General features: G+C 66.6%; 18 protein-coding genes. 10 read left to right on the forward strand and 8 right to left on the reverse strand.

Going from position 1 to position 24,266, the window contains the following annotated elements:
• Positions 1-51 precede the first annotated feature (51 nt).
• On the reverse strand, positions 52-3,189 hold the full coding sequence (locus CSEG_RS13695; protein WP_013079835.1) for a TonB-dependent receptor: 3,138 nt from the start codon (positions 3,187-3,189) through the stop codon (positions 52-54).
• Positions 3,190-3,467: 278 nt separating this feature from the next.
• Between CSEG_RS13695 and CSEG_RS13700 the strand changes: the two genes are divergently transcribed.
• Positions 3,468-5,438, forward strand: a complete 1,971-nt coding sequence (locus CSEG_RS13700; RefSeq protein WP_013079836.1) for a rhamnogalacturonan lyase — start codon at positions 3,468-3,470, stop codon at positions 5,436-5,438.
• Positions 5,435-6,763, forward strand: coding sequence for an oligogalacturonate lyase family protein (locus CSEG_RS13705; RefSeq protein WP_013079837.1), 1,329 nt, complete (start codon positions 5,435-5,437; stop codon positions 6,761-6,763). The genes CSEG_RS13700 and CSEG_RS13705 overlap by 4 nt, the downstream gene beginning before the upstream one ends.
• Before the next feature lie 21 nt (positions 6,764-6,784).
• Here CSEG_RS13705 and CSEG_RS13710 read toward each other — a convergent pair whose 3' ends face one another.
• From CSEG_RS13710 to CSEG_RS13730, 5 genes are read right to left on the reverse strand one after another with little or no spacing between them, the layout of a single operon-like run.
• The gene (locus tag CSEG_RS13710) at positions 6,785-8,023 is read right to left on the reverse strand and encodes an SGNH/GDSL hydrolase family protein (RefSeq protein ID WP_013079838.1); all 1,239 of its coding nucleotides are present in this window, start codon (positions 8,021-8,023) and stop codon (positions 6,785-6,787) included.
• A 22-nt stretch (positions 8,024-8,045) separates the two neighbouring features.
• Entirely contained in the window at positions 8,046-8,822 is a 777-nt protein-coding gene (locus CSEG_RS13715; protein WP_013079839.1) for a rhamnogalacturonan acetylesterase, read from the reverse strand.
• Positions 8,819-9,961 (reverse strand): FMN-dependent L-lactate dehydrogenase LldD, encoded by a 1,143-nt coding sequence (gene lldD / locus CSEG_RS13720; RefSeq protein WP_013079840.1) that lies wholly within the window; start codon positions 9,959-9,961, stop codon positions 8,819-8,821. Before lldD ends, CSEG_RS13715 begins: the two co-directional genes overlap by 4 nt.
• A 2-nt stretch (positions 9,962-9,963) precedes the next feature.
• Positions 9,964-10,725: an SDR family NAD(P)-dependent oxidoreductase gene (locus tag CSEG_RS13725; protein WP_013079841.1), complete on the reverse strand. Its 762-nt coding sequence runs from the start codon at positions 10,723-10,725 to the stop codon at positions 9,964-9,966.
• 26 nt (positions 10,726-10,751) lie between these two features.
• The gene (locus CSEG_RS13730) at positions 10,752-11,549 is read right to left on the reverse strand and encodes an IclR family transcriptional regulator (protein ID WP_013079842.1); all 798 of its coding nucleotides are present in this window, start codon (positions 11,547-11,549) and stop codon (positions 10,752-10,754) included.
• A gap of 254 nt (positions 11,550-11,803) precedes the next feature.
• Here CSEG_RS13730 and rhmD point away from each other — a divergent pair, with 254 nt between their 5' ends.
• The 8 genes from rhmD to CSEG_RS13770 all read left to right on the forward strand — a co-directional run bounded on the left by rhmD (position 11,804) and on the right by CSEG_RS13770 (position 22,494).
• Positions 11,804-12,982, forward strand: coding sequence for an L-rhamnonate dehydratase (gene rhmD, locus CSEG_RS13735; RefSeq protein WP_013079843.1), 1,179 nt, complete (start codon positions 11,804-11,806; stop codon positions 12,980-12,982).
• A 21-nt stretch (positions 12,983-13,003) separates the two neighbouring features.
• The gene (locus CSEG_RS13740; RefSeq protein ID WP_013079844.1) at positions 13,004-13,867 is read left to right on the forward strand and encodes a fumarylacetoacetate hydrolase family protein; all 864 of its coding nucleotides are present in this window, start codon (positions 13,004-13,006) and stop codon (positions 13,865-13,867) included.
• Entirely contained in the window at positions 13,864-14,616 is a 753-nt protein-coding gene (locus CSEG_RS13745; RefSeq protein WP_013079845.1) for an SDR family NAD(P)-dependent oxidoreductase, read from the forward strand. Before CSEG_RS13740 ends, CSEG_RS13745 begins: the two co-directional genes overlap by 4 nt.
• A gap of 13 nt (positions 14,617-14,629) precedes the next feature.
• The gene (locus CSEG_RS13750) at positions 14,630-15,538 is read left to right on the forward strand and encodes an amidohydrolase family protein (RefSeq protein WP_013079846.1); all 909 of its coding nucleotides are present in this window, start codon (positions 14,630-14,632) and stop codon (positions 15,536-15,538) included.
• A 40-nt stretch (positions 15,539-15,578) separates the two neighbouring features.
• The gene (locus CSEG_RS13755) at positions 15,579-15,914 is read left to right on the forward strand and encodes an L-rhamnose mutarotase (protein ID WP_013079847.1); all 336 of its coding nucleotides are present in this window, start codon (positions 15,579-15,581) and stop codon (positions 15,912-15,914) included.
• A 2-nt stretch (positions 15,915-15,916) separates the two neighbouring features.
• Positions 15,917-19,681 (forward strand): beta-galactosidase, encoded by a 3,765-nt coding sequence (locus CSEG_RS13760; RefSeq protein WP_013079848.1) that lies wholly within the window; start codon positions 15,917-15,919, stop codon positions 19,679-19,681.
• A 38-nt stretch (positions 19,682-19,719) separates the two neighbouring features.
• Positions 19,720-20,829, forward strand: a complete 1,110-nt coding sequence (gene bglB / locus CSEG_RS13765) for a beta-galactosidase BglB (protein WP_013079849.1) — start codon at positions 19,720-19,722, stop codon at positions 20,827-20,829.
• 93 nt (positions 20,830-20,922) lie between these two features.
• On the forward strand, positions 20,923-22,494 hold the full coding sequence (locus CSEG_RS13770) for an MFS transporter (protein ID WP_013079850.1): 1,572 nt from the start codon (positions 20,923-20,925) through the stop codon (positions 22,492-22,494).
• A 4-nt stretch (positions 22,495-22,498) separates the two neighbouring features.
• Here the strand turns inward: CSEG_RS13770 and CSEG_RS13775 are convergent, their stop codons facing one another.
• Together CSEG_RS13775 and CSEG_RS13780 are read right to left on the reverse strand one after the other, a co-directional pair.
• Positions 22,499-23,104, reverse strand: coding sequence for a response regulator transcription factor (locus CSEG_RS13775; protein ID WP_013079851.1), 606 nt, complete (start codon positions 23,102-23,104; stop codon positions 22,499-22,501).
• Positions 23,101-24,264, reverse strand: a complete 1,164-nt coding sequence (locus CSEG_RS13780; RefSeq protein ID WP_013079852.1) for a sensor histidine kinase — start codon at positions 24,262-24,264, stop codon at positions 23,101-23,103. The genes CSEG_RS13775 and CSEG_RS13780 overlap by 4 nt, the downstream gene beginning before the upstream one ends.
• Between the last annotated feature and the right edge of the window lie 2 nt (positions 24,265-24,266).

Below are 24,266 nucleotides of genomic sequence, written 5' to 3' on the forward strand. Positions count from 1 at the left end.
TCGCAGAAATAAAGGGGCGAGGCGCCCGCAGCGCCTCGCCCCAGTCGCGCCTTAGAACTTCAGGCCCATGCCGACAAAGAAGCGGCGACCGAAGTAGCCCAGCTCGGTCAGGCGGATGTCGCCGGCGGTCGAGCGCTCTTCTTCCTTGGTCAGGTTCTTGCCTTCGACGAAGAAGGACAGGCCCTGCAGGTTGAACAGTTGCTTCGGCTTCCACGTGACCTTGCCGTCGAGGTAGCCGGTCGCGTCGCGGTAGACCGGTTGACCCGAGTTGTCGGCGGCCGAGACCAGATACTTGGAGCGGTAGTTGTAGGCCAGGCGGGCGTTGATCGGCCCCTTGTCGTACCAGACCGTCAGGTTGGCGCTGTCGGAGGACAGGCCCGGGAACGGCAGCGGCGAACCGTCTAGCTGGGAATAGAGCTCGACGTTCTTGGCCTTCTGATAGGTGTAGTTGGCGTCGACCCCCAGGCCCGACAGGATGCCGGGCAGGAAGGTGAAGGCGGTCTTGGCCGTGATTTCCACGCCCGAGATCTTGGCGCCGTCGCCATTGATATAGGTGTTGTAGTTGTAGAGCGTACCGTCGCCATAGACGTCACGTTTGCCGATCAGGGTTCGGCTCGAGACGTAGAACGACCTGATGTCCTTCTTGAACAGACCGACCGACACCTGGGTGTCCTTGTTCGGATAGTATTCGAACGACAGGTCGTACTGGTTGGCGCGGTACGGCTTCAGCTCGGGATTGCCGGCGGTGCAGCTCGGCTCGTCGAACTCGCCGTTCGCGTCGGGCGAGTTGTCGGTCGTGCAGGTCACCGTCGGCATCAGGAAGTCCATCCGCGGACGGGCCATCAGCTGGGCGAAGCCCGCGCGGGCGGCCAGCTGGTTCGGGATGACCCAAAGGCCAGCGTTGAAGCTGGGGAGCCACACCGTGTAGCTCTTCTTCATGCTCGCGAGCGAGTTGCCGATCGTATAGGTCGTCGAGGACCCGCCGTTGGTGGCCGCGTAGGTCTGCTGACGCGTGGAGACGCCGCTGCCGCTGGTCTCGGTGTGGACCCGGCGAACGCCGAAATTTCCTTCGACGTCGAAGCCGGCCAGCGGGAACTCGTAGTTGAACTTCAGGTACTGGGCGTCGGTCTTTTCAGCGATGTTGTACGGGAACTGGCTGTAGGCCTTGCCGTCGCTTCCCGTCGTCTTCTCGAGGTTGTTCAGGTTGAAGTGCGAGGTGTCGAGATACTGCGCCACCGACGCGAAGTTCGGGTAGTTCCAGGTCGACGGGATAGAGCCGCCGCCGAAATAGAAGTCGCTGGGCAGGCCGGTCATCGCCTGGGCGAAGACCGAGTTCGAGAAGGCGCGCGACCAGGTCTCGGTCGTGGACCAGTAGCCCGTGGTCGAAGCGGCCGAGGCGTTGACCGGATTGGTCTGGTCGGCGGCCTGCGAGCCGAGGATCGTGGCCGTCGAGTTCACCGCGTTCGAATAGATCACCGTATCGTCGGTCGTCGAATACGGGTTGGAGCCGGGGTTCAGGATGAAGCCGCCGTAGCCATAACCCTTGGTCGAGAAGTCGGTCATGCGACCACCGAACTCGATCTTCGGGATGAACCGCAGACGCGTGTCGTAGTCGAAGTCGAGCTTGTACTGCTCTTCCTTGGAGGCCGCGTTGGAGGGACGATACTGGATCTGCCACTGGCGGATCGCCGAGGCGTCGGACGGGCTGTAGCCGCTGGCGAAGGCGAACGAAGGATTGCCAGTCGCCGGGTCCAGAGAAACCGTCATTCCGGGCGTGTCGAACGTCACGCTGACGTTGTTGGTCTGGGCGACGTTGCTGGTGTCGGCCTTTGAGCCCTGGAATTCGACCTGCAGACGGTCGCCGCGATAGTTGGCTCCGAAGCTGTAGTAGTTGCTGGTCGTATCGTTCGAGAAGTCACGGGCGCTAATGCCGAAGCCGCCATAGCCGCCAGCGCCCGACGTCGTCAGGCAGTTGCCCAGGGTGTACGAGGTGACGTTGTGGTTGGCGTCGACCTTGACCGAAGACGCCGTCGTGTCGGTGCTCGAGCATGCCGTGGCGGAGGCCGCGTTACGCAGACGCGTGGCCGAGGTGAAGTCGGTGCCGTAGTTGATGTCGTTCAGGCGGTTCTTACGCTCGTTGCGATTGTAGCTGACCCAGGCGTCGATCTTGTCGGTGAAGCGATACTGAGCGGTGAACTCGGCCGAGACGCGCTCGTCGCTGCGCGTCCAGACGCCGTAGCGGGCGGTCCGGGGCGCATAGTCATACCATTGCGACAAGCAGGCGTTGCGCAAGTTGGTCGTCGAGATCTGGGTCGCGTCAGGCGTGGTCAGCGTGTTGCAGCTCGCCTGGCTCGTCACGCCCTTGGCCAGCGCATTGATCTGCGCGTTGTAGGCGGTGCTGTAGTAGTCGACCGTCTTGTCGGCCGAGTTGTCGAAGTCCGCGAAGCGGCCCCAGGACGTGTTGCGGACATAGTCGCCGCGCGTATCGACCTTGTCGTAGGTGACGTTGGCCATCAGGCCCAGGCGACCGTCCAGCAGGCGGGTCGCGGCGAACAGGTTGCCACGCGGCTTCCAGCTGCTGGCGGTGTCGAGATTTTGAGCCGAAGCGGTCAGCGACAGCGTGGGCTTCTTGAAGTCCAGCGGCTTGCGGGTCTTGACCGAGACCGTGCCCCCGACGCCGCCCTCGGTCATGTCGGCGGTGAAGCCCTTGAACACGTCGATCGACTGAACCAGCTCCGAGGCCAGTTCACGGAAGTCGTTCGAACGACCGCCGCCGCCATAGACCTGCAGGTTGCCGGCCGTGGACAGCGTGCTCATGCCGTTGATTTCGACCCGGTTCAGGTCGGGCTCGACGCCACGGATCGAGACCGCGTTGCCTTCACCGAAGTCGCGAGCCAGCTGAACGCCAGTGATGCGCCCCAGGGCCTCGCCGACGTTCTTGTCGGGGAACTGGCTGATGTCCTCGGCGACGATCGAGTCGGAGATGGTGCCCGCGCGCTTCTTGCGATTCATCGCCGATTGCAGGCTGGCGCGCGTCCCGACGACGATTTCCTCGACGACAGTCGCCTCCGAGGCGTCGGCGGGGGCGGTCTGAGCCATAGCTTGATCGGCGATGGCGATGCCGGCGCTCAGCGCCAGGATAGACGCGGTGGCGGCGACCTTACGGCGACGGGTCGTCGAGAAATGCATGTTGTCCCTCCCTTACATAGACCTTGCCGACCCGGCTGAGGACGGCTGGACGCCTGATGCACGTGACGCTCCAACCCCGGACGCGATCGACGCACAACGGCTCATTCTTGGGATTGAGTCCTAATTTCCATATAATGAGATGTCAATGCAATTTGTGGGAAGACAAAATGGGGGTTTCATGGTGTAACGCGAATGGCCCGAGCAGGCGTGAAACAAGCCTCCAGAAGCCGTCTCCTAGGGCGGCCCCGGGGCCCGTGTAAGCCTTGAGGGAGGTCGCCATGCCGATGCTTTTCCACAGGAAAAAACGAATTCAGGCAGGCGTTTGCGCCCTGGCCTTGATCAGCGCCGGCGCCGGCGCGCAAGCCGCCCCCCGCTGGATGGAGTCACTGGATCGCGGCGTGGTCGCCGTGCCGGCCTCCGGCGGCGGCGTTCTCGTCAGCTGGCGCCTGCTGGGCGATGATCCGTCGAGCGCGGCCTTCAATCTCTATCGCGACGGCAGGAAGTTGAACGGCGCGCCGCTATCGCGCGGCGCCAATTTCGTCGACACGACGCCAGGCGCCGGGACCTACGCTGTTCGTCTTGTCACCAAGGGCAAGGAGGGGCCTGACAGCGCTCCGGCCACGGTCTGGACCGAAGGCTACCTTTCGATCCCGATCGAGCCGCCGCCGACGGGCGTTACGCCCACGGGCGAGACCTATTCCTACACGGCCAATGACGCCAGCGTCGGCGACCTGGACGGTGACGGGCGTTACGAGATCGTCCTGAAGTGGGACCCGACCAACTCGAAGGACAACGCCTTCGGCGGATACACCGGCGACGTCTACCTCGACGCCTATACGCTGGAGGGCAAGCGGCTTTGGCGTATCGACCTGGGCCGCAATATTCGGGCCGGCGCGCACTACACGCAGTTCCAGGTCTTTGACTATGACGGCGACGGCAAGGCCGAGATCGCCGTCCGCACCAGCGACGGAACGATAGACGGAACCGGCAAGGCGCTGCGCGATCCGAACGCCGACTGGCGCGAGACCGGCGGCGAGCGGCCCCAGGCCGACCGCACCGGGGCCTTCGTCCAACCGGACGGGACCAAGGTCGCCAAGGTCCAGGGCCGAATCCTCAAGGGCCCCGAGTTCCTGACCGTTTTCGAAGGCGCGACCGGCAAGGCGCTCGCCAGCGCGCCCTACTCGCCCCCGCGCGATCCGCGTACGGATGCGCCCTCCGTCGAGCAGATGACAGAGGTCTGGGGCGACGGCTACGCCAACCGCTCCGATCGCTTCCTGGCGGGCACGGCCTATCTGGACGGCCAGCGGCCCAGCATCATCATGGGCCGCGGCTACTACGCCCGCTCCACCGTCGCTGCTTGGGATTATCGCGACGGCAAGCTGACGCAGCGCTGGCTGTTCGACAGCGCCGCGCCGGGAAATGAAGCCTACGGCGGTCAAGGCAACCACCAACTCAGCGTCGCCGACCTCGATGGAGACGGCCGTGACGAGATTCTCTACGGCTCCATGGCGATCGACGACAACGGTCAGGGTCTGTGGAGCGCGCGCCTGTTCCACGGCGACGCCATGCATGTCGGCGACCTGGACCCTACCCGCCCGGGCCTTGAGAAGTTCGGGGTTCACGAGAGCCCCAAGGCCAATGGTGGTGTCGGCGCGGCCATGCTGGACGCCAAGACCGGCAAGGTCCTCTGGAGCACGCCGACGGACAAGGACACCGGCCGCGGCCTCGCCGCCGACATCGACCCTCGTTTCCCCGGCGACGAAGCCTGGGGCTCGAACCAGGAGGCGCTCTACACGGCGCAAGGCAAGCCGATCGACGGCGTGAAGCACCCGCGCCAGACCAACTTCGCGATCTGGTGGGACGGCGACGAGCTTCGCGAGCTGCTCGACAGGAACCAGATCAGCAAGTGGGACTGGAAGACCGGCCAGACTACGCCGCTGCTGACGGCCGAGGGCATGACATCGAACAATGGCACCAAGGCCACGCCGACCCTGTCGGCCGACATCCTGGGCGACTGGCGCGAGGAGCTGATCTTGCGTGCGGAGGACAACAGATCCTTGCGGATCTACGCCACGCCCTATCCGACCGACCGCCGCCTGGTCACGCTGATGCATGACCCGCAATATCGCGTGTCGATCGCCTGGCAGAACACCGCCTACAACCAACCGCCCCACACCAGCTTCCATCTCGGCGCGGGCATGAAGACGCCCAAGCCGGTCGCGATCATCACGCGGAAGGCGTCGCAATGAAGTCGTTCCTGATCAGCGGCGCGGCCGCCCTGCTTCTCGTCGGCGCCGCGAGCGCCCAAGACCTCCAGACCGCCGCCAAGCCCGGCGCGCCCGAACCGCCGGTGGAATGGGTCGACAAGGCCACCGGCCACCGGATCGTGCGCCTGTCACGCGAAGCCGGCAGCTCCAGCCTGTACTTCAACTACAACGCCTATACGCCCAAGGGCGATCGGCTGGTGTTCTCGACGCCGACCGGCATCACGGCCATGGACCTCAAGACCCGAGCGCTGACCAAGATCGTCGAGGGCAAGGTCCGGCTGCTGTTCGTCGGACGCAAGACGGGCGCGGTCTACTACGAGAAGGCTCTGACCGTCGATCCGATGGGCCCCAAGGCGGTCATGGCGACCGATCCATATACCAAGGCCACGCGCGAGGTCGCCAAGATGGACCGCGGCGGCCTGCAGACGCTCAACGCCGACGAGACGCTGCTGGCCGGCGTCGCCGTGCGCACGGACGTCGCGATCCCACCGAACCTCGCCGACGCCCTCCCCAAGAACCCGGACGACGTCAAAAGCGCCGACGGCAAGGAGTTATCCTACGCGGAGGGCCGCGAGGTGCAGCTCAATGCGCGCCTGGACAGCCGTATCCCGATGGAGATCTTCACGATCAACACGGTCACCGGCGAACGCAAGGTCGTGCACCAGGCCACGGACTGGTTGAACCACCTGCAGTTCTCGCCGACTGATCCGGGGCTCCTGATGTTCTGTCACGAGGGGCCCTGGCACAAGGTCGACCGCCTGTGGCTGGTTCGAACCGACAAGCCGAATGATGCGCCGGTCAAGATCCACACCCGCACCATGAACATGGAGATCGCGGGCCACGAATGGTTCAGCGCCGACGGCAAGACGGTCTGGTACGACCTCCAGACCCCGCGCGGCGAGGACTTCTGGGTCGCCGGCTACGAGATCGCCACCGGCAAGCGCAACTGGCTGCATCTGGAGCGCAACGCCTGGTCGGTGCACTTCAACTCATCGCCCGACGGCAAGCTGTTCGCCGGTGACGGCGGCGACAGCGAGATGGTCGCCCATGCGCCCGACGGCAAATGGATCGTGCTGCTGAAGCCCCGCGCCATCCCCGATGTCGCCGGCATCCACGCGCCGGGCGCCGAACACCTGATCAGCCCCGGCGTGCTTGACGCCGAGCGCTTGGTCGACATGCGCGGCCACGACTATCGCCTGGAGCCGAACGTCAACTTCACGCCAGACGCCAAGTGGCTGGTGTTCCGCTCGAACATGCACGGCGCCAATCAGGTCTACGCGGTCGAGATCGCCAAGGCGCAGCCGTAAGCGCCGCAACCTCGGCGCTCCTCAGCGGGCGCCGAACAGCGCCTTGTCCGCGACCTCGGCCATGCGGGCGTAACCCGCGTCGCCGGGGTGCAGAAAGTCGCCGCTGTGCAGGCCTTCCAGCATGCGCGAGGGCTTGGCCGGATCCTTCATCGCCGCTTCGAAGTCGATGACTCCGTCGAACTCGCCGCTGTTGCGGATCCAGCCGTTGACCGCCTGACGCGTCGTCTCTCCAGCGGCGTGGAAGTACATCGCGCCCTCGAACGGCAGCAGCGTGCCGCCATAGACCTTGACGCCCCGCGCATGCGCCCGGGCGATCAGCTGGCGATAGCCGGCGATCAGCTCATCGGCGGTCACCGCCTCGCTGGCGTAGCCTGGCTGGGCGGCGCGGCCGATATCGTTGATGCCTTCCAGCACCACCACGCCCGATAGGCCCGGGATCGACAGCACGTCGCGGTCGAAGCGGGTCAGGGCGCTGGGACCAGATCCCTCGCGCAGCAGCCGGCCGCCGCTGATCCCCACATTGACGACGCCGAACGCGTCGCCCCGCGCGGCGATCCGGGCCGCCAATTGCTCGGGCCACCCCATGTCGGCGTCCGGCGTGGAGCGCGCGCCTTCGGTGATGGAATCGCCGATGGCCGCGATCACGGGGCGCTGGCTGACGCCGCGCACCTCCACCCCGGAGATCAGGCCCGGCCCGCGCGTCGCCTGCTCGCCGGGAATTTCGGTCTTGGCGGTGTGGTTACCCTGCGGCGAGAGGAACAGACGGACACGATGGCCCGCCGGCGCGGTCGGCTCTACGAAAAAGGTCGCGACCGACAGGTGGTCCATGGCCTTGGCCGGCAAGGCGATGGGATCGCTGAGCAGCGGCGCGCCGGGCGCGATCGACGCTTCGGGCTTGCCGCCGAATGTGACAGCGATGGGCGCGCCCTGGATCTTTCCGTCCGCGCTCGCCAGCGCCACCGACATCGCGCCGACCTTCAGGGTGCGTTCGCTCAGCTCGTTGGTCAGGCGCAGGCGAATGGCGTCCCCGCCGAGATTGAGGCGGACGACCTGGCGAGCGGTGACATCCGAGAACAACCGGACTTCGTTGGGCCGCGCTACTGCGACGGACTGCAACGGCGCAATTCCCCAGGCGGCCGACCACGTCGAGAGCGGCGCGGCGACGATCGCGGGCTTGGGCTTCGGCGCGGCGAAGCCGGGGCCTGCGATCAGGACAGCGGCGATGGCCGCCAACGGCAGACCGGCGCGCAAGAGCTTCATGGTTTCCTCCCCAGTTATGTCGTCAGGGACAGCTTGGTCCGCCTAGCCGCGGCTGCCCGGCGACAGACGCCGGACGGACGTGACGCGAGATCGGCAGCTTCAGGCTGGCCAGTCGCGTGGCGACCAGCGCCGCGCCCAGGCGAGCGCCCTGCTCGTTGATGTGGGTGTCGTCGCTGATCCCATCCGGATAGCGCGCGATCTGGTCGTAGGGCTTGTATTGGAGATAGAGCCGCTGCGAGGCCAGCTCTCCCCTCGCCTTCAAGGCCGCCATCATGTCGCCGTCCAGGTCGACCAGCGGGACCTTCAGGTCCTTCGCCACTCGCTGGATGGTGGCCACGTAAGGACCGTGAGCATCCTTCGGCTCGCCGTTCTCCCACATCCAGCGGGCGATCGGCGTGACCAGCACCGGCGTGGCCTTCTTCGCTCGCACGTCGGCCACGAACCGTCGCAGATTGACGTCATAGGCGCCGTTCGGATCGGTGTGGCGCTCCATCTTCTTGGTGTCGGCGTCGTTGTGGCCGAACTGAATCAGGACCGTGTCGCCCGGCTTGAGTTGGGCGACCAACTGGTCCCAGAGGCCTTCCTCGATGAAGGTCTTGGTCGACCGGCCGCCGCGCGCCAGGTTGACGACCTGGACGGCGGGATCGAGCGAGCACTTTAGGACCATGCCCCAGCCCATCTGCGGATAGCGGTCGGCGCCGTAGTTGGCGGCGGTGGAGTCGCTGGCGATGATGATGCGCGGTTCCGAGGTCGCCGGAGCTGTCGTCAGGGCGGCGGCCAGAGCCAAGGCGGCGATCATGATTTGAGCTCCGCGAGGATGGACCGGTCGATGCTGGCGACGTCGCGCACGCCGGTGAGGGCCATGGCCACGCGCATTTCCTTCTCGATCAGGTCCAGCAGCTGGGTGACGCCCGCTTCGCCGCGCGCGGCCAGGGCGTAGACGGCGGCTCGGCCCAGCAGGACGCCCTTGGCGCCCAGCGCCAACATCCGCACGACGTCCAGGCCGGAGCGCACGCCGCTATCGGCCAGCACGGTCAGCCGGTCTCCCACCGCGTCGGCGATCGCCGGCAGCGCCCGGGCGCTGGACAGCACGCCGTCGAGCTGGCGGCCCCCATGGTTGGAGACCACCACGCCATCCGCGCCGATGTCGGCCGCGGCCTTGGCGTCTTCGGGATCGAGCACGCCCTTGATGATCAGGGGACCTTTCCACAGGTCGCGGATCCACTCGAGGTCCTTCCACTGGATGGAGGGGTCGAAGTTCGCCCCCAGCCAGCCCATGAAGTCCTCGAGGCCGGAGTTCTCGCCCAGCACCGGCGCGACATTGCCCAGGGTGTGGGGGCGCCCCATCACGCCGACGTCCCAGGCCCAGGCCGGCTTGAACATCGCCTGGGCTATGCGCCGCGCGGCCGCGTTCGGTCCGCTCATGCCGGAGTGGGCGTCACGATAGCGGGCGCCGGGCACGGGCATGTCGACCGTGAAGACCAGGGCCGTGGCGCCCGCTTCCCGGGCTCGGATCAGCAGGTCGCGCATGAAGGCGCGGTCCCGCAACACGTAGAGCTGGAACCAGATCGGCGCCGACGACGCCTTGCTGACCTCGTCGACGTCGCAGACCGAGACCGTCGACAGACAGAACGGCACGCCCTTCTTGGCGGCGGCCCGCGCGGCCTGGCACTCGCCGCGTCGCGCGTACATGCCCGTCAGGCCGACCGGCGCCAAGGCGACCGGCAAGGCCTGCTTGACGCCGAACAGCGTGGTCGAGGGATCTCCGGCGGAGACATCCTTCAGCACGCGCTGGCGTAAGGCGATGTCGGCGAGGTCCGAGACGTTGCGGCCCAGGGTCCGCTCGGCGTAGGCGCCGCCGTCGATATAGTCGAACAGGAAGCGCGGCAGCTTGCGCCGCGCCGCCTCGCGAAAGTCCGTCGTGGACGAGACGATCATGGCTACTGCAGGTTCACGAAGGCGCCGCCGTCGACCAGCAAAGCCGCGCCGGTGACGTACTTGGCGAGATCCGAAGCCAGGAACACGATCGGCCCGGCCAGGTCGTCGGGCTCGCCCAGGCGGCCCAGCGGGATGCGGCCGGCCATGTATTCGCGCTTGGCGACGTCGGCGAGGTCTTCCTTGTTGATGGCCGTCTCGATGGTGCCCGGCAGCACCGAGTTGCAGCGGATGCCGTGCTTGCCCAGCGCGATCGCCGTCGATTGCATCAGGCTGTGCACGCCGGCCTTGGTCGGGGTGTAGTGGGTCTGCATGCCGCCGCCGACCAGGGCGCTGATCGAGCTGACGGCGATGATCGCGCCACCGTGACCCTGCTTCACCATCTGGTTGGCCGCGGCCTGAACCATGTAGTAGGCGCCGAAGAGGTTCACCTTCATCGTCCGCTCCATGACCTCGGGCGGCATGTCGAGGAAGGCGTGGAAGGGGCAGATGCCGGCGTTGTTGACGAAGACGTCGACCTTGCCGAACGCGTCCACGGCGGCTTCCACGAAGGCCCCTGCGGTCTCGACCTGGGCGACATCGCCCTTCACCGCGATGGCGCGGCGGCCCAGCGCTTCGATCTGGGCGACGGCGTCGGCCGCGCCTGCTTCGTCGGAGTGGTAGTTGATCGCCACGTCGGCGCCGTGCTGGGCGCAACCGATCGCGGCGGCCTTGCCGATCCCCTGCGAGGCGCCGGTCACCAGCACCACCTTGTCCTTCAGAAGCATCGTTCCTCCACTCCGTTACAACTCGTCTAGCCCTTGCGGGCGGTCTTTTTGCCATTCCAGCCGAGGTCTCGGCCGATAGCGTTGGCGGTGTCACGGACGTCGTCGACCAGCGCCTTCATGCGGTCGTCGTCCATGTATTGGGCCGCGCCCGAAACGCTGATCGCCCCGACGATCAGCCCCGAGGGCCCACGGATCGGCGCGGCGACGCAGCGGATGCGGTCCTCGTTCTCTTCAAGGTCGAAGGCGACGCCACGCTTGGCGTAGTCGCGCATCCAGTCGATCCATTGGGCCTCGTCGGGCGCGCCGGGCGCCGGCGGCCCTTCCGACCGGTAGAGGTCGCGCAAGCGATCCTCGACCTCGTCCAGCACCAGCGCCTTGCCCAGCCCCGTCGATCGGATGGGCTGGCGATCGCCGACGCGCGAGCTGATGTTGATACGACGCCGACCGGTCAGCTTGTCGAGATAGAGCGCGCGGCCATCATCGAGCACGCCAAGGTGCACGGTGTCCTCGGTCTCTTCCCACAGCTTCTCGAGATGGGGCCTGGCGATGCGCGGCAGATCCATCTGCTGGCTGGCCAGATAGCCCAGCTCCAGAAGCTTCGAACCGAGGCTGTAGCCTTCGCGCGGCGCTTGAGACAGAAACCGACGCTCGACAAGGGCGGTGGCCAGACGATGAGTGGTGCTGCGGGTCAGGCCTAGTTGCTTGGCCAGCGCCGGCAAGGCGATGGTTCCGGACTCCGCGACCACATCCAGAAGGTCCAGCCCGCGGAACAGAGTCTGGCTGCCGCTCGGAGACTTGGGCGCCGTTTTGTCGTCCCCCTCCATCGTCTCCGCTCCCCTTGACGCTCGTTTCATTTTATAGCACTACCTCTCATATTGTGGAACGCAAGGCAAGCGGACGGTCGGCGACTCTTCCAAGTCGCGGACCATGCAGACCGATAGCGTGTCATAGGTTGTATTGGGGAGGTAGGCGCGGCCAAAACCGCGCTCGGTCTTGCCGAAATATTCGGCGGACGAGCCTTCCTTGTCTCGGGCGTCGTCGAGGGCGATCGCCCCAATAGGTTGGAGCCTCGTCGTATATGGCGTTCCCCGTCATCAAACACGTCCGCGCCTTTGTCGTCCGTGGCGGCGGCGCCGATTATCATGATCAGGGCGCTGGCCACTGGATCGACGACCACATCGCCACCCCGATGTCGCGCTATCCGGAGTATCGCCAGAGCCGGCAGAGCTTTGGCATCAACGTGCTGGGCACGCTGGTCGTCGAGATCGAGGCCGCCGACGGCACGATCGGCTTCGCGGTGACCACTGGCGGCGAACCGGCCGCCTACATCGTCGAAAAGCACCTTTCCCGCTTCCTGGAAGGCCGCGACCCGACCGAGGTCGAGAAGATCTGGGACCAGATGTATTTCTCGACCCAGTACTACGGCCGCAAAGGCCTGGTGGTGAACGCCATCTCCGGCGTCGACCTGGCCCTCTACGACCTTCTCGGCAAACTTCGGCAGGAGCCGGTCTACGCCCTGCTCGGCGGCAAGGTCCGCGACGAGCTGACCTTCTACGCGACGGGCGCCCGGCCGGATCTGGCCAAGCAGATGGGCTTCATCGGCGGCAAGATGCCTCTGCACCACGGCCCGGCCGAGGGCGAGGAAGGCCTTCGCAAGAACATCGAGGAGCTGGCGACCATGCGCGAGCGCGTGGGCGAAGACTTCTGGCTGATGTTCGACTGCTGGATGTCGCTGGACCTCAACTACGCCACCAAGCTGGCCCACAAGGCCCATGAGTATGGCCTGAAGTGGATCGAGGAAGCGCTGAGCCCCGACGACTACTGGGGCTATCGCGACCTGAAGAAGAATGCCCCGACCGGCATGCTGGTCACCACTGGCGAGCACGAGGCCACCCGCTGGGGCTTCCGCATGCTGCTGGAGATGGAATGCTGCGACATCATCCAGCCGGACGTGGGCTGGTGCGGCGGCGTCACCGAGCTGATCAAGATCGCCAACCTGGCCGACAGCAAGGGCGTGATGATGATCCCGCACGGCTCCAGCGTCTACAGCTACCACTTCGTCATCACGCGCCATAACAGCCCGTTCGCCGAGTTCCTGATGATGGCTCCGAAGGCTGATGAGGTGGTGCCGATGTTCCACCCGCAGCTGATCGGCGAGCCGGTGCCGGTGAACGGCAAGCTCAAGCTCTCCGACGCGCCGGGCTTCGGCGTCGAACTCAATCGCGAGGTCGGTCTCCACCGGCCTTACGCCCGCTAGACCTCCCTCAAGGCGAGACCTATGAAACTGCTCCGTTACGGCCCCAAGGGCTCTGAGAAGCCCGGCCTGCTCGACTCCGATGGCCAGATCCGCGACCTGTCCGGCCACGTGCCCGACATCACCGGCGCCCAGCTGTCGCCCGCCAGCCTCAACGCCCTGGCGTCGATCGATCCGACCACCCTGCCCCTCGTCGAGGGCGCGCCGCGCTACGGCTGCCCGATCGCCAGCGTCAGCAAGTTCATCGCCGTTGGCCTGAACTTCGCCGATCACGCCGCCGAGTCGAATCTGCCCATCCCGGAAGAGCCGGTGATCTTCACCAAGGCGGTAAGCTGCATCCAGGGCCCCAACGACCCGGTGATGCTGCCCAAGGGCTCGCTGAAGACCGACTGGGAAGTCGAGCTGGGCGTGGTGATCGGTTCGCGCGCCCGCTACGTTTCGGAAGCCGAGGCCCTGGGCTATGTCGCAGGCTACGTGCTGATCAACGACGTCTCGGAACGCGCCTTCCAGATCGAGCGCGGCGGCACCTGGGACAAGGGCAAGGGCTGTGACACCTTCGGCCCCATCGGTCCCTGGCTGGTGACCTCGGACGAGGTCGGCGATCCTCAGAACCTCGGCATGTGGCTGGAGGTCAACGGCCAGCGCAAGCAGGACGGCTCGTCCAAGACCATGATCTTCCCGATCAGCAAGCTGGTCTCGTACATCAGCGAATTCATGACGCTGGAGCCGGGCGACCTGATCACCACCGGCACCCCTCCGGGCGTCGGCATGGGCCAGAAGCCCGAGCCCGTCTACCTGAAGGCCGGCGACGAGATGCGCCTGGGCATCGAGAAGCTGGGCGAGCAGCGCCAGATCGTCGTCTCCTGGACCAAGGAAGGCGCCGCGTGAGCACCGTCTTCACCAATCGCTTTTCTGGCCGCACGGCCGTGATCACCGGCGGGGCTTCCGGTCTCGGCAAGGCCGTCGCGGCCCGGATCGTCGCCGAAGGCGGCAAGGTCTCGCTCTGGGATCTCCATGCGGAAGCCCTCGCGGCCACCGCCGAGGAGATCGGCGCGAGCCACACCGTCGCGCTCGACGTCTCCGACGAGGCCGCGGTCCTGGCCGCCGCCCAGGCCGCCAACGCTGCGCTGGGCCGGATCGATATTCTGATCGCTTCGGCCGGGATCACCGGTGCCACGGCGACCGTGTACGAGTATCCGACCGACAGCTGGAAGCGCGTGTTCGACATCAACGTCAACGGCGTCTTCTACAGCTGCAAGGCCGTCGTGCCGTTCATGCTGGCGAACGGCTATGGCCGGATCGTCAACGTCGCCTCGGTGGCGGGCAAGGAAGGCAACCCCAACGCCGGCGCCTATTCGGCGTCAAAGGCGGCGGTGATCGGCCTGACCAAGTCGCTGGGCAAGGAACTGGCCACCAAGGGCGTGATCGCCAACGGCATCACCCCGGCGACCTTCGAAAGCCCGATCCTGGAACAGCTGCCGCCAAGCCAGGTCGAGTACATGAAGGGCAAGATCCCGATGGGTCGCCTGGGCGAAGTCCACGAGAGCGCCGCCATGGTCTGCTTCATGGCGTCGGAAGAGTGCAGCTTCACCACCGCCGCGACCTTCGACACCTCCGGCGGCCGGACCACGTTCTAGGAAGGTTGGAGCCATGGCGTACACGGGCCCCATCGTCGATCCCCACATGCATCTGTGGGACCTCGATCGGCACTACTACGCCTGGCTTCAGGACACGCCGCTGCCGAATAACCCGGCCGGCGACATGACGCCGATCGCCTACAAGTCCTATCGCCTCGACGACTATCTGGCCGACGCCAAGGGCTGGAACGTCGTCGAGGTCGTGCACGTCGAATGCGGCCTGCCGCCCAAGGACCAGCTGTCGGAAACCGACTGGCTGCAATCCATCGCCGACCAGCGTGGCGTGATCGGCGGCATCGTGGCCGGGGCGAACCTCGACGATCCTGGCGTCGAAGCGATGCTGGCCGCGCACGCGGCGCGCCGGAACGTCCGAGGGGTCCGCCAGATCGTCAACTGGCACAAGGACCCGGCCAAGACCTACGGCCCCGCCGACAAGCTGCTCGACGCCCGCTGGCGCGAGGGTTTCGCGCTGCTGGCCAAGTACGGTCTGTCGTTCGACCTGCAGCTCTATCCCTCGCAAATGACCGTGGCCGCCGAGCTGGCCGACGCCCATCCGGACATTCCGCTGATCATCAATCACGCGGGCATGCCGACGGATCGCGACGACGCCGGCCTCGCCGCCTGGCGCGACGGCTTGGCGGCGCTGGCCGAGCGCCCGAACGTCAGCTGCAAGATTTCCGGCCTGGCGATGATCGATCGAGCCTGGACCGTCGAAAGCCTGGAGCCCTTCGTGCTGCGGGTGATCGAGACCTTCGGCGTCGAGCGCTGCATGTTCGCGAGCAACTTCCCCGTCGAGAAGGTGCATGGCGCGTTTGGCGCCTTCTACGCCGCCTATGACGCCATCACGGCCCGCTTCAGCGACGACGAGCGCGAGACCCTGTTCGCCGGCGCCGCGCGGCGCATCTATCGCCTCGCCGCCTGAACGGCATTCGACAACGACAAGAACGATCCGGGAGGACCACATGAGCACGACCACGGAAAGCCGCCCCCTCGCCTTCCGCATGCAGCTGAAGCCCGGCGTCGCGGCCGAGTACGAGCGCCGCCATGACGAACTCTGGACCGATCTCGCCGAAGCCCTGCGCGAAGCGGGCGTCTACGACTATTCGATCTTCCTGGACGAGGAGACCATGAGCCTCTTCGCCGTGTTGCGCCTGCGCCCCGACAACACCAAGGACGCCCTGCCCCTGAAGCCGGTGATGAAGCGCTGGTGGGACTACATGGCCGATCTGATGGCGGTCCATCCCGACAACAAGCCGGTCGAATGGCCGCTAAAGCCCGTCTTCTACTTCGAGGGTTGAGCATGCGCGCCCTCCCCGCCCTGGGCCTGACGACCATCCTGCTAGCGGGCTCCGCGCTGGCCGAGCCCGTCCGTTACACGATGACGGCGTTCACCAACGCCAGCCAGTCGAACATGAGCGTGTATGACTCTGCGGACGGGACGCGCTTCTCCCTCAAGAAGCCGCTGGCCTACACGCCGCCCAAGGGGCTGATCCGCGATCCCAGCGTGATGAAGCACACCGACGGCTGGTACTATGTCGCCTACACCACCGGCTGGTCGGGCGACACGATCGGCCTGGCCCGTAGCAAGGACCTGACGGACTGGACCTTCCTGCGCGACGTGAAGGTCGAGGTTCCCGGCGCGACCAACAGCTGGGCGCCGGAATGGTTCGTCGACGAGGACGGATCGGTGAGCCTGATCCTGTCGGTCTCGACCACGGGCGTCGCCGGCCAGTTCCAGCCCTATCGCCTCACCGCGACCGACACGTCGTTGGCCAATTGGACCGCGCCGAAGCCCCTGGCGGGCCTGGGTCCGAACTTCATCGACACCTTCGTGGTGCGCGAGGGGAGCCTCTACCAGGCCTTCGCCAAGAACGAGACCAGCAAGTTCATCGAGCTTTGGACCGCGCCCTCGCTGGACGGCCCCTGGCAGCCGAAGGGGACTAGCGACTGGGCCGGCTGGGGCCGCTTCCTGGAAGGGCCCGCCATGGCCCGCACGCCCGACGGCGGCTGGCGGATCTACTTCGACGAGTACATGTCCAAGCGCTATTGGTTCTCGGACAGCAAGGACGGCTTCCGCACCTGGACGCCGAAGACCGAGTTGCCCGAGCTTTCGGGCACGGTCCGTCACTTCACCGTGCTGAAGGAGGGCGGCGACAAGGCGGTCGCGGCCAAGCCGGCGCAGGCCCACAAGATCACCTGGGACAAGTACTCGCTGATGGTCGACGGCCAGCGAGTCTTCTCTTGGGGCGGCGAGTTCCACCCCTTCCGCGTGCCGAGCCCAGACCTGTGGCGCGACATTCTCCAGAAGATGAAGGCCAGCGGCTACAACACGGTCGCGATCTATTTCGACTGGGGCTATCACTCGCCCAAGCAGGGGGTCTACGACTTCCAGGGCGTGCGTGACATGGACCGCGTGCTGACCATGGCCAAGGAAGAGGGCCTCTACGTCATCACCCGCGCGGGGCCCTACGTGAACGCCGAGCTGACGCGCGGCGGCTTCCCCGGCTGGCTGGTCAACCAGCAGGCCCGCGCCCGCACCGACGCGCCGGAATACATCACGGCCGCCGACGAGTGGCTGACCCGGATCAACGCCGTCATCGCCCGCCACCAACTGACCACCGGCCAGGGCACGGTGATCGCCCACCAGATCGAGAACGAGCTGGACGTCGTCGGCGCGCCGCAGCAGCGCTACATGAAGTGGCTGGCCGACAAGGCCAAGGCGGACGGGATCACCGTTCCGATCTTCCACAACGACAAGGGTCGCAACGGCTACTGGGTCCCCAAGGGCTCCAACGTTCCGGGGACGGTCGAAGGGCCGAACGACCTCTACGCCTTCGACGGCTATCCGGGCGGAAACTGCAAGGTCGACTCTACGCCCTCCAGCCCCGGCGTCGCGCCCGACTGGGGGATCTACGGCACGGGCGGCGCTAAGGGCGGGGCTTCGGCCAGCCCGAACACGCCGGCATTCCTCGCGGAGTTTGGCGGCGGCTGGTTCGACTACTGGGGCAGCAACGGCGACTACGACTGCACCGCCCTCCACCGGGGCGTCGGCTATCAGCGCGTGTTCTACGGCACGAACATCGCCAACGGCCTGACCCTGCAGAGCTTCTACATGACCTACGGCGGGACCAGCTGGGGCTGGCTGCCAGCGCCGGTGGTGTTCACGTCCTACGACTACGGCTCGGCCATCGATGAGGCCCGCGGCCTGCGCGATAAGGCGCGGGTGATGAAGCAGATGGGCGAGTTCATCGCCGCCGTCCCGGACCTCACCCGCATGGACAAGGGCGAGGCGGTCGTCCCCTCGAACGACAAGGTCCGCGTCTATCACAACGTCAACGCCGAGACGGGCAGTCACCTCTATGTGGTGGTCCACAACCCCAGCAGCGCCACGGGCGACGAGGCCTTCACCTTCAAGGTGAAGACTCGCGACGGCGAATACGTGGTCCCCAGTCGGATCAAGGGCCAGGACAGCAAGCTGCTGATGGCCAGCTATGACCTTGGCGGCCAGCGGCTGGTCTATTCGACCTCCGAGATCCAGACGCACCTGAAGTGGAACGAGGGCGATCTGGCCCTCCTCTATGGCCGCGCCGGCGAGGCGGGCGAGACGGTGCTGCGCTACGCCGGCGCGCCGAAGGTCGAGATCATCGAAGGCGACGTGGCGTCGAGCTTCGACGCGGCCAAGGGCGACCTGAGGCTGACCTACGCGCACAAGGGCTTGGCCCGCGTCCGGATCACCGGCGGCGGCCGTCCTCCCCTCACCCTGCTGTTGGCCGACGCCGAGACCGGCCAGACCTTCTGGCGGCGCGATGGACTGCTGGTCCGTGGCCCAGGCCTGGTCCGGAGCGCTTCGATCAAGGGCGGCGTCCTGAGCCTGACCGGCGACACCGAGACCGACAGTCCGCTGGAAGTCTTCGCGCCCAAGGCCGCGACCGCCCTTCACTGGAACGGCGCCAAGGTCGTGGCCAAAGCCACCGCGTCGGGCAGCCTGCTAGCCGACAAGCCGCTGGCCGGCCCGGCTGCGGTCACCCTGCCCGATCTGGCCAAACTCGATTGGAAGACCGCCACCGGCTCGCCCGAGGCCGATCCCAAGTTCGACGACAGCGCCTGGATGAAGACAGAGGGCCGCCGCAGCGCGTCAACCGTGCGCGGCCCGACCGGCCAGCCGGCGCTCGACATGAGCACCTACGGCTTCCACAACGGCGACGTCTGGTATCGCGGCCGCTACCAGGGGCGCGCCGACATCGACACCCTGACCCTGCACTATGGCGCCGGCGGCGCGGGGATGCTTCAGGTCTGGCTGGACGGCAAGTTCCTGGGCCAGCACGAGCTGGACGGCGGCCTGCCGCGCCCGATCACCACCGGCGTTGCGACCTTCCAGATTCCCGCGGAGCTGCGCGGGACGGGCGAGCACGTCCTCTCGGTCATGGTCCGCAACAACGGCCACAACTGGGATCTCGACGCCGACGACTTCCACAAGGAGGCGCGCGGCTTGGTCTCGGCCTCGCTGTCGGGTCCCGGGACCTACAGCTTCGCCGTGCCGATCGCCTGGAAGATCCAGGGGAACAAGGGCGGCGAGGACATCGTCGATCCCGTGCGCGGCTCGCTCAACAATGGCGGCCAGTTCGGCGAGCGCGAAGGCTGGCACCTGCCCGGCTTCCCGGATACGGCCTGGGCCAAGGCCGACATGGCCGCCACCCAGCCCTACGCCGGCACGACCTGGTATCGGACGAGCTTCGACCTCGCCCTGCCCAAGGATCACGACGTGAGCCTGGGCCTGACGATCGGCGATCCGGACAAGCCCCGCTCGCCAAACAAGCGCTATCGCGTGCTGATCTTCGTCAACGGCTGGAACATGGGGCAGTTCATCGCCCATGTCGGCCCGCAGCGGACCTTCGTCTTGCCGACCGGCATCATCGATCCGCGCGGCAAGAACACCATCGCCCTGGCGGTGACCAGCGACGGCGCGCCCGGCGACGCGCTGGAATCCGTCAAGCTCGTCAACCTGCGCGCGGTGCGCGGCGGCGTCCCCGTCGCCCGCGTCCCGGCGCCCGATTTCAAACCCTAAGACCGGCGCTCCCCCGCCGACTGACACTGGAGACACCCGTGCCCAATCTCGCCCACGGCCTCGAGGCCAAGGACATCAAGGCCAAGATCGCCGCCCTGATCAGCAACCTTGTCGACATCACCGACGAGACCGGCGAGTTCCTGCTGCGCCTCGACGACGGCCGGGTGATCGACACCAAGGGCTGGAACGACTGGGAATGGACCCACGGCGTCGGCCTCTATGGTCTGTGGAAGCAGTACGAGATGCATGGCGACGAGCGCGCCTTCGACATCATGACCCAGTGGTTCGCCGACCGCTTCGAGGCCGGCACGCCGACCAAGAACATCAACACGGTCTCGCCGTTCCTGACCCTGGCCTATCTCTACGAGGCCACCGGCGACCACACCTACATCCCCTATCTCGAGACCTGGGCCGACTACGTCATGTACGAGGGCCCGCGCACTGAGGAAGGCGGCTTCCAGCATATCGTCTTCAACAGCGAGAACCCGCAGCAGCTGTGGGACGACACGCTGATGATGAGCGTGCTGCCGCTAGCCAAGATCGGCCTGCTGCTCGACCGCCCCGACTTCGTCGAGGAGGCCAAGCGCCAGTTCATGGTCCACATCAAGTACCTGGCCGATCGCAAGACCGGCCTGTGGTTCCACGGCTGGACGTTCCTGGGTCGCCACAACTTCGCCGACGCCCTGTGGGCGCGCGGGAACTGCTGGGTGACCATCGCGATCCCCGAGTTCATCGAGCTGCTGGACCTGAAGCCCGGCGACGGCCTGCGCGCCTTCTTGATCGACGCGCTGGAAGCTCAGATCAAGGCGCTGACCGAGTTCCAGGACCAGGAGACGGGCCTGTGGCACACGATCATCAACGACAAGACCTCGTACCTCGAAGCCTCGGCCACGGCCGGCTTCGCCTACGGCATCCTGAAGGCCGTGCGTAAGCGCTACATCGGCAAGGAATACGAGGCCGTCGCCATCCGCGCGATCAAGGGCGTGCTGGCCAATATCGACGACAAGGGCGAGCTTCAGCAGGTCTCGTTCGGCACGCCGGTGTTCGACACCCTCCAGGGCTACAAGGACATCCCGCTGACCTCGATGCCCTATGGCCAGTCGCTGGCCATGCTGGCGCTGGGCGAGTTCCAGCGCGCCTTCATCTAGGGCTCTCGAGCCTTTGTATCGATTACCGGTCCGGCCCCCTTCGCGGTCGGACCGGATGGGGCGGTAAGACCCCGGAACCGGGAACGGAAGCACATGGCCAGTTCGGACGCGCGCAAGCCCACTTGGATCAACTACTGGGGCTGGGGTTCAGGCGACATGCTCGGCGCTGGCGCCCAGGCGGTGATCACCGGCTGGCTGGCCTATTTCTTCATCACATTCTGCGGGCTCTCGCCGGTCGAGACAGGTCTGATCCTGGGCCTGCCGCGCCTGCTGGAAGCGATCACGTGTCCGCTGATCGGCTACATCTCCGACAACCTCCGTCACACCTGGGTGGGGCGGAAGATCGGGCGGCGGAAGATCTTCCTGATCCTGACCATCCCGCTGCTGCCGGCCTTCGCCCTGATCTTCGTGACGGGCCAGACCTTCGCCTACTACCTGACGACCTTCATCTTCTTCGAGTTCGTCTACACGATGTTCCTGATCCCGTGGGAGACCCTCGCGGCGGAGATGACCAAGGACTACAAGGAGAAGGCCAAGTTCGCCGGCGCGCGCATGCTGGTGGCCCAGAGCTCGGCGATCCTGGCCTCGTACCTGCCGACCCTGATCATCAACCACTTCGGCGGCAAGGACTCGCCGAACACCTTCCTGATCATGGCCGCCATCTTCGGGGTGCTGTTCAGCCTGGTCGTGACCCTGGTGATCCTGCTGTCGTGGGAGCGCCCCTACACCAAGGACGAGAAGCTGATCCAGCCCGAGCCGATGGACTGGGGCAAGGCGGCGCTGATCCCGGTCAACATGTTCCGCGACCTGTTTTCGACCCTGAAGATCAAGGCCTTCCGCCAGCACCTGTCGCTGTATCTGGGCGGCTACATCAGCCAGGACATCTTCAACACCGCCTTCCCGCTATTCGTGGCGACGGTGATGGTCGGTTCGACCCTGATCATCTCGCAGCTAATGACGACCATGTACGTCGCCCAGCTGATCTCGGTGATGATCGCCATCCGGGTCATCATCCGCACCGGTCCGGTGGTCGCCTATCGCATGGCCATCACCAGCGTCGGCGCGGCCCTGCTGCTGTTCCTGGCCTTCTACCTGATCCGTCCGCCGGGCTTCGCCGAGGGCGTCGCGGCCCTCAACGGCAACATCTTCAACCTGGCCTCGAGCCCGGCGGTGCTGTTCTGGCTGTTTGTCCCGATCATCCTGGCGGGGCTAGGCCGCGGCACGCTGAACTTCGTCCCGTGGGGCGTTTACAACTACCTGCCCGACGTCGACGAGGCGGTCACCGGCCAGCGCCGCGAGGGCATCTTCGCCGGCGTCATGACCCTGACCCGCAAGGTCGCCCAGTCCGGCGCGATCCTGCTGACCACCAGCCTGATCGGCATGGGGGGCTTCGTCTCGGCTCCCAAGGGCCAGCCGCTCGCCCAGCAGACGCCGGAAGCCATCCAGGCCCTCGTCCTGGTCATGGTCGGCGGTCCGCTGCTGGTGATGATCGCCGGCATGCTCATCTCCTGGCGCTTCCGCCTGAACGCCCGCACGCACGAGGTTCTGGTCCACGAAGTCGAGCGCCTGCGCGCCGGCGCCACCGAAGCCGAGACGCCCGAGTCCAGGCAGATCGTCGAGGACCTGACCGGTTGGAAGTGGGAACGGCTCTGGGGCCGAGGCTAGCGCGCTAAAGCCAACCATTGGAGCGGGCGATCCGGCCCGCCTCCACCCGGTTGGCCGCGCCCAGCTTCTGGGCCGCCTCTGAGAGATAGTTTCGGACGGTGCCCGGCGAGAGCTCGAGCACCTCGGCGATGTCCTTGTTCGACCGCCCCTCCTCCGCCAAGCGCAGGATCTCGCGCTCGCGGTCGGTCAACGGATCGGGCTCGGCGTCCCAGATCGCTTCCGACAGTTCTGGCGCGATGGCCCGGCCGCCCGCGGCGACGGTGCGGACCGCGGCCGCCAGCACGCTGCTCGGACCGTCCTTCAGCAGATAGCCTTTCACGCCCGCGTCCAGCGCCCGCCGCAGATAGCCGGGCCTGCCGAAGGTCGTGACAATCAGCACCCGCGTGCCGGCGCCCTCGGCCTTCAGCCGCGTCGCGACGTCGATCCCTGTCATGCCCGGCATCTCGATGTCCGAGATCAGAACGTCTGGCTTTTCGGCCTGGACCAGGGTCATCGCCTGTTCGCCATCCGCGGCGCGGCCCACGACCTGGATGTCCCCCTCCATCTCGAGCAGGGCGCTCAGCGCGCCAAGCACCATCTTCTGGTCTTCGGCGATGACGACACGGATCATGGAGCAGCCTTCAGGGGAGCGGTGGCGACGAGGCGGGCGCCGTGCTTGTCGGATTGAATCTTGAGGCCGCCCCCGATGGCCGCCAGCCGCGCGCGCATGCCCTTTAGGCCAGAGCCCTCCGCAATCTTGCCGCCCACCCCATCGTCGGCGACGGTGAGCACGAGCGAGGACGCGGTAGGCTCCAGCCGGATCTCGCATCGACGGGCGCCGGCATGGCGGATCACATTGGTGACGGCTTCGCGCAGCGCCATGGCCAGCACCGCCTCCTGGGCGGGATGACCGTCGGTGGTCAGGGCTGAGATCTCGGCCTGGACGTTGGCGGCGGCCAAGGCCTGGCGGGCCTTGTCCAGCTCGAAGGCCAAAGACGCGCCGCGCATGCCGACGACCGCCGTCCGCACCTCGCCCAGAGCCTCGCGCGCGGCGGCGGCCACCGCCTGCATCTCGCGCTCGGCGGCTTCGGCGTCGCGGCTGACCAACCGCGCGGCCAGCTCGGCCTTGACGGCGACAAGGGTCAGGGTGTGACCCAGAAGGTCATGCAGGTCGCGCGATATCCGCTCGCGTTCGGCGGTCGTGGCCAAGGCCCGGACCTCCTCGTGAGCGATGGCGAGCTCCTGGTTCTTGCGCTCCATGTCGCTCTGCATGAGGCCGGCGAAGCCCACGACGGCGCCAAAGAGCAGACCCGAAACCCAGGCCGACATGCCGTGGGCTTGCAGCAGGGGCCCGAGCGCAAGCAACGCGACCTCAAGGACGATCATCGTCCGGATCGCCATCCGCCGCGGGGTCATCCGGGCGGCGAAGGACATGGCGTAGATCGTGTAAACGCTCCAGCCGACGTTGAACGGCGACAGCGCCAGACCGAGGCAGAAGATCACGATCACCTGCCAGAGCATCGGGCGACCGCGTTGGCGCCAGATGGTCCAGAACAGGAGAAGGAAGAAGGCGGCGCCGGCCAGGGAGGCGACCAACTCAACCGGGCCCGGCTTTCGGTAGAGCCAGCTGATGAAGTAGAAGGGAACGTAGATCAGCCAGATCAGGTGCCAGCGAGCCTGAAAGGCGCGCCCCGGGGAGGTCAGCGCCCCGGCGTGGCGCTCGCTCGCGCCTTCAGGCGAGGTCGACGGATCCTTGTTCATCCGATCGGTGTCGCGCGCCCGGGAGCCCATGG

Source organism: Caulobacter segnis ATCC 21756 (assembly GCF_000092285.1).
GTDB classification, from domain to species: Bacteria; Pseudomonadota; Alphaproteobacteria; order Caulobacterales; family Caulobacteraceae; genus Caulobacter; species Caulobacter segnis.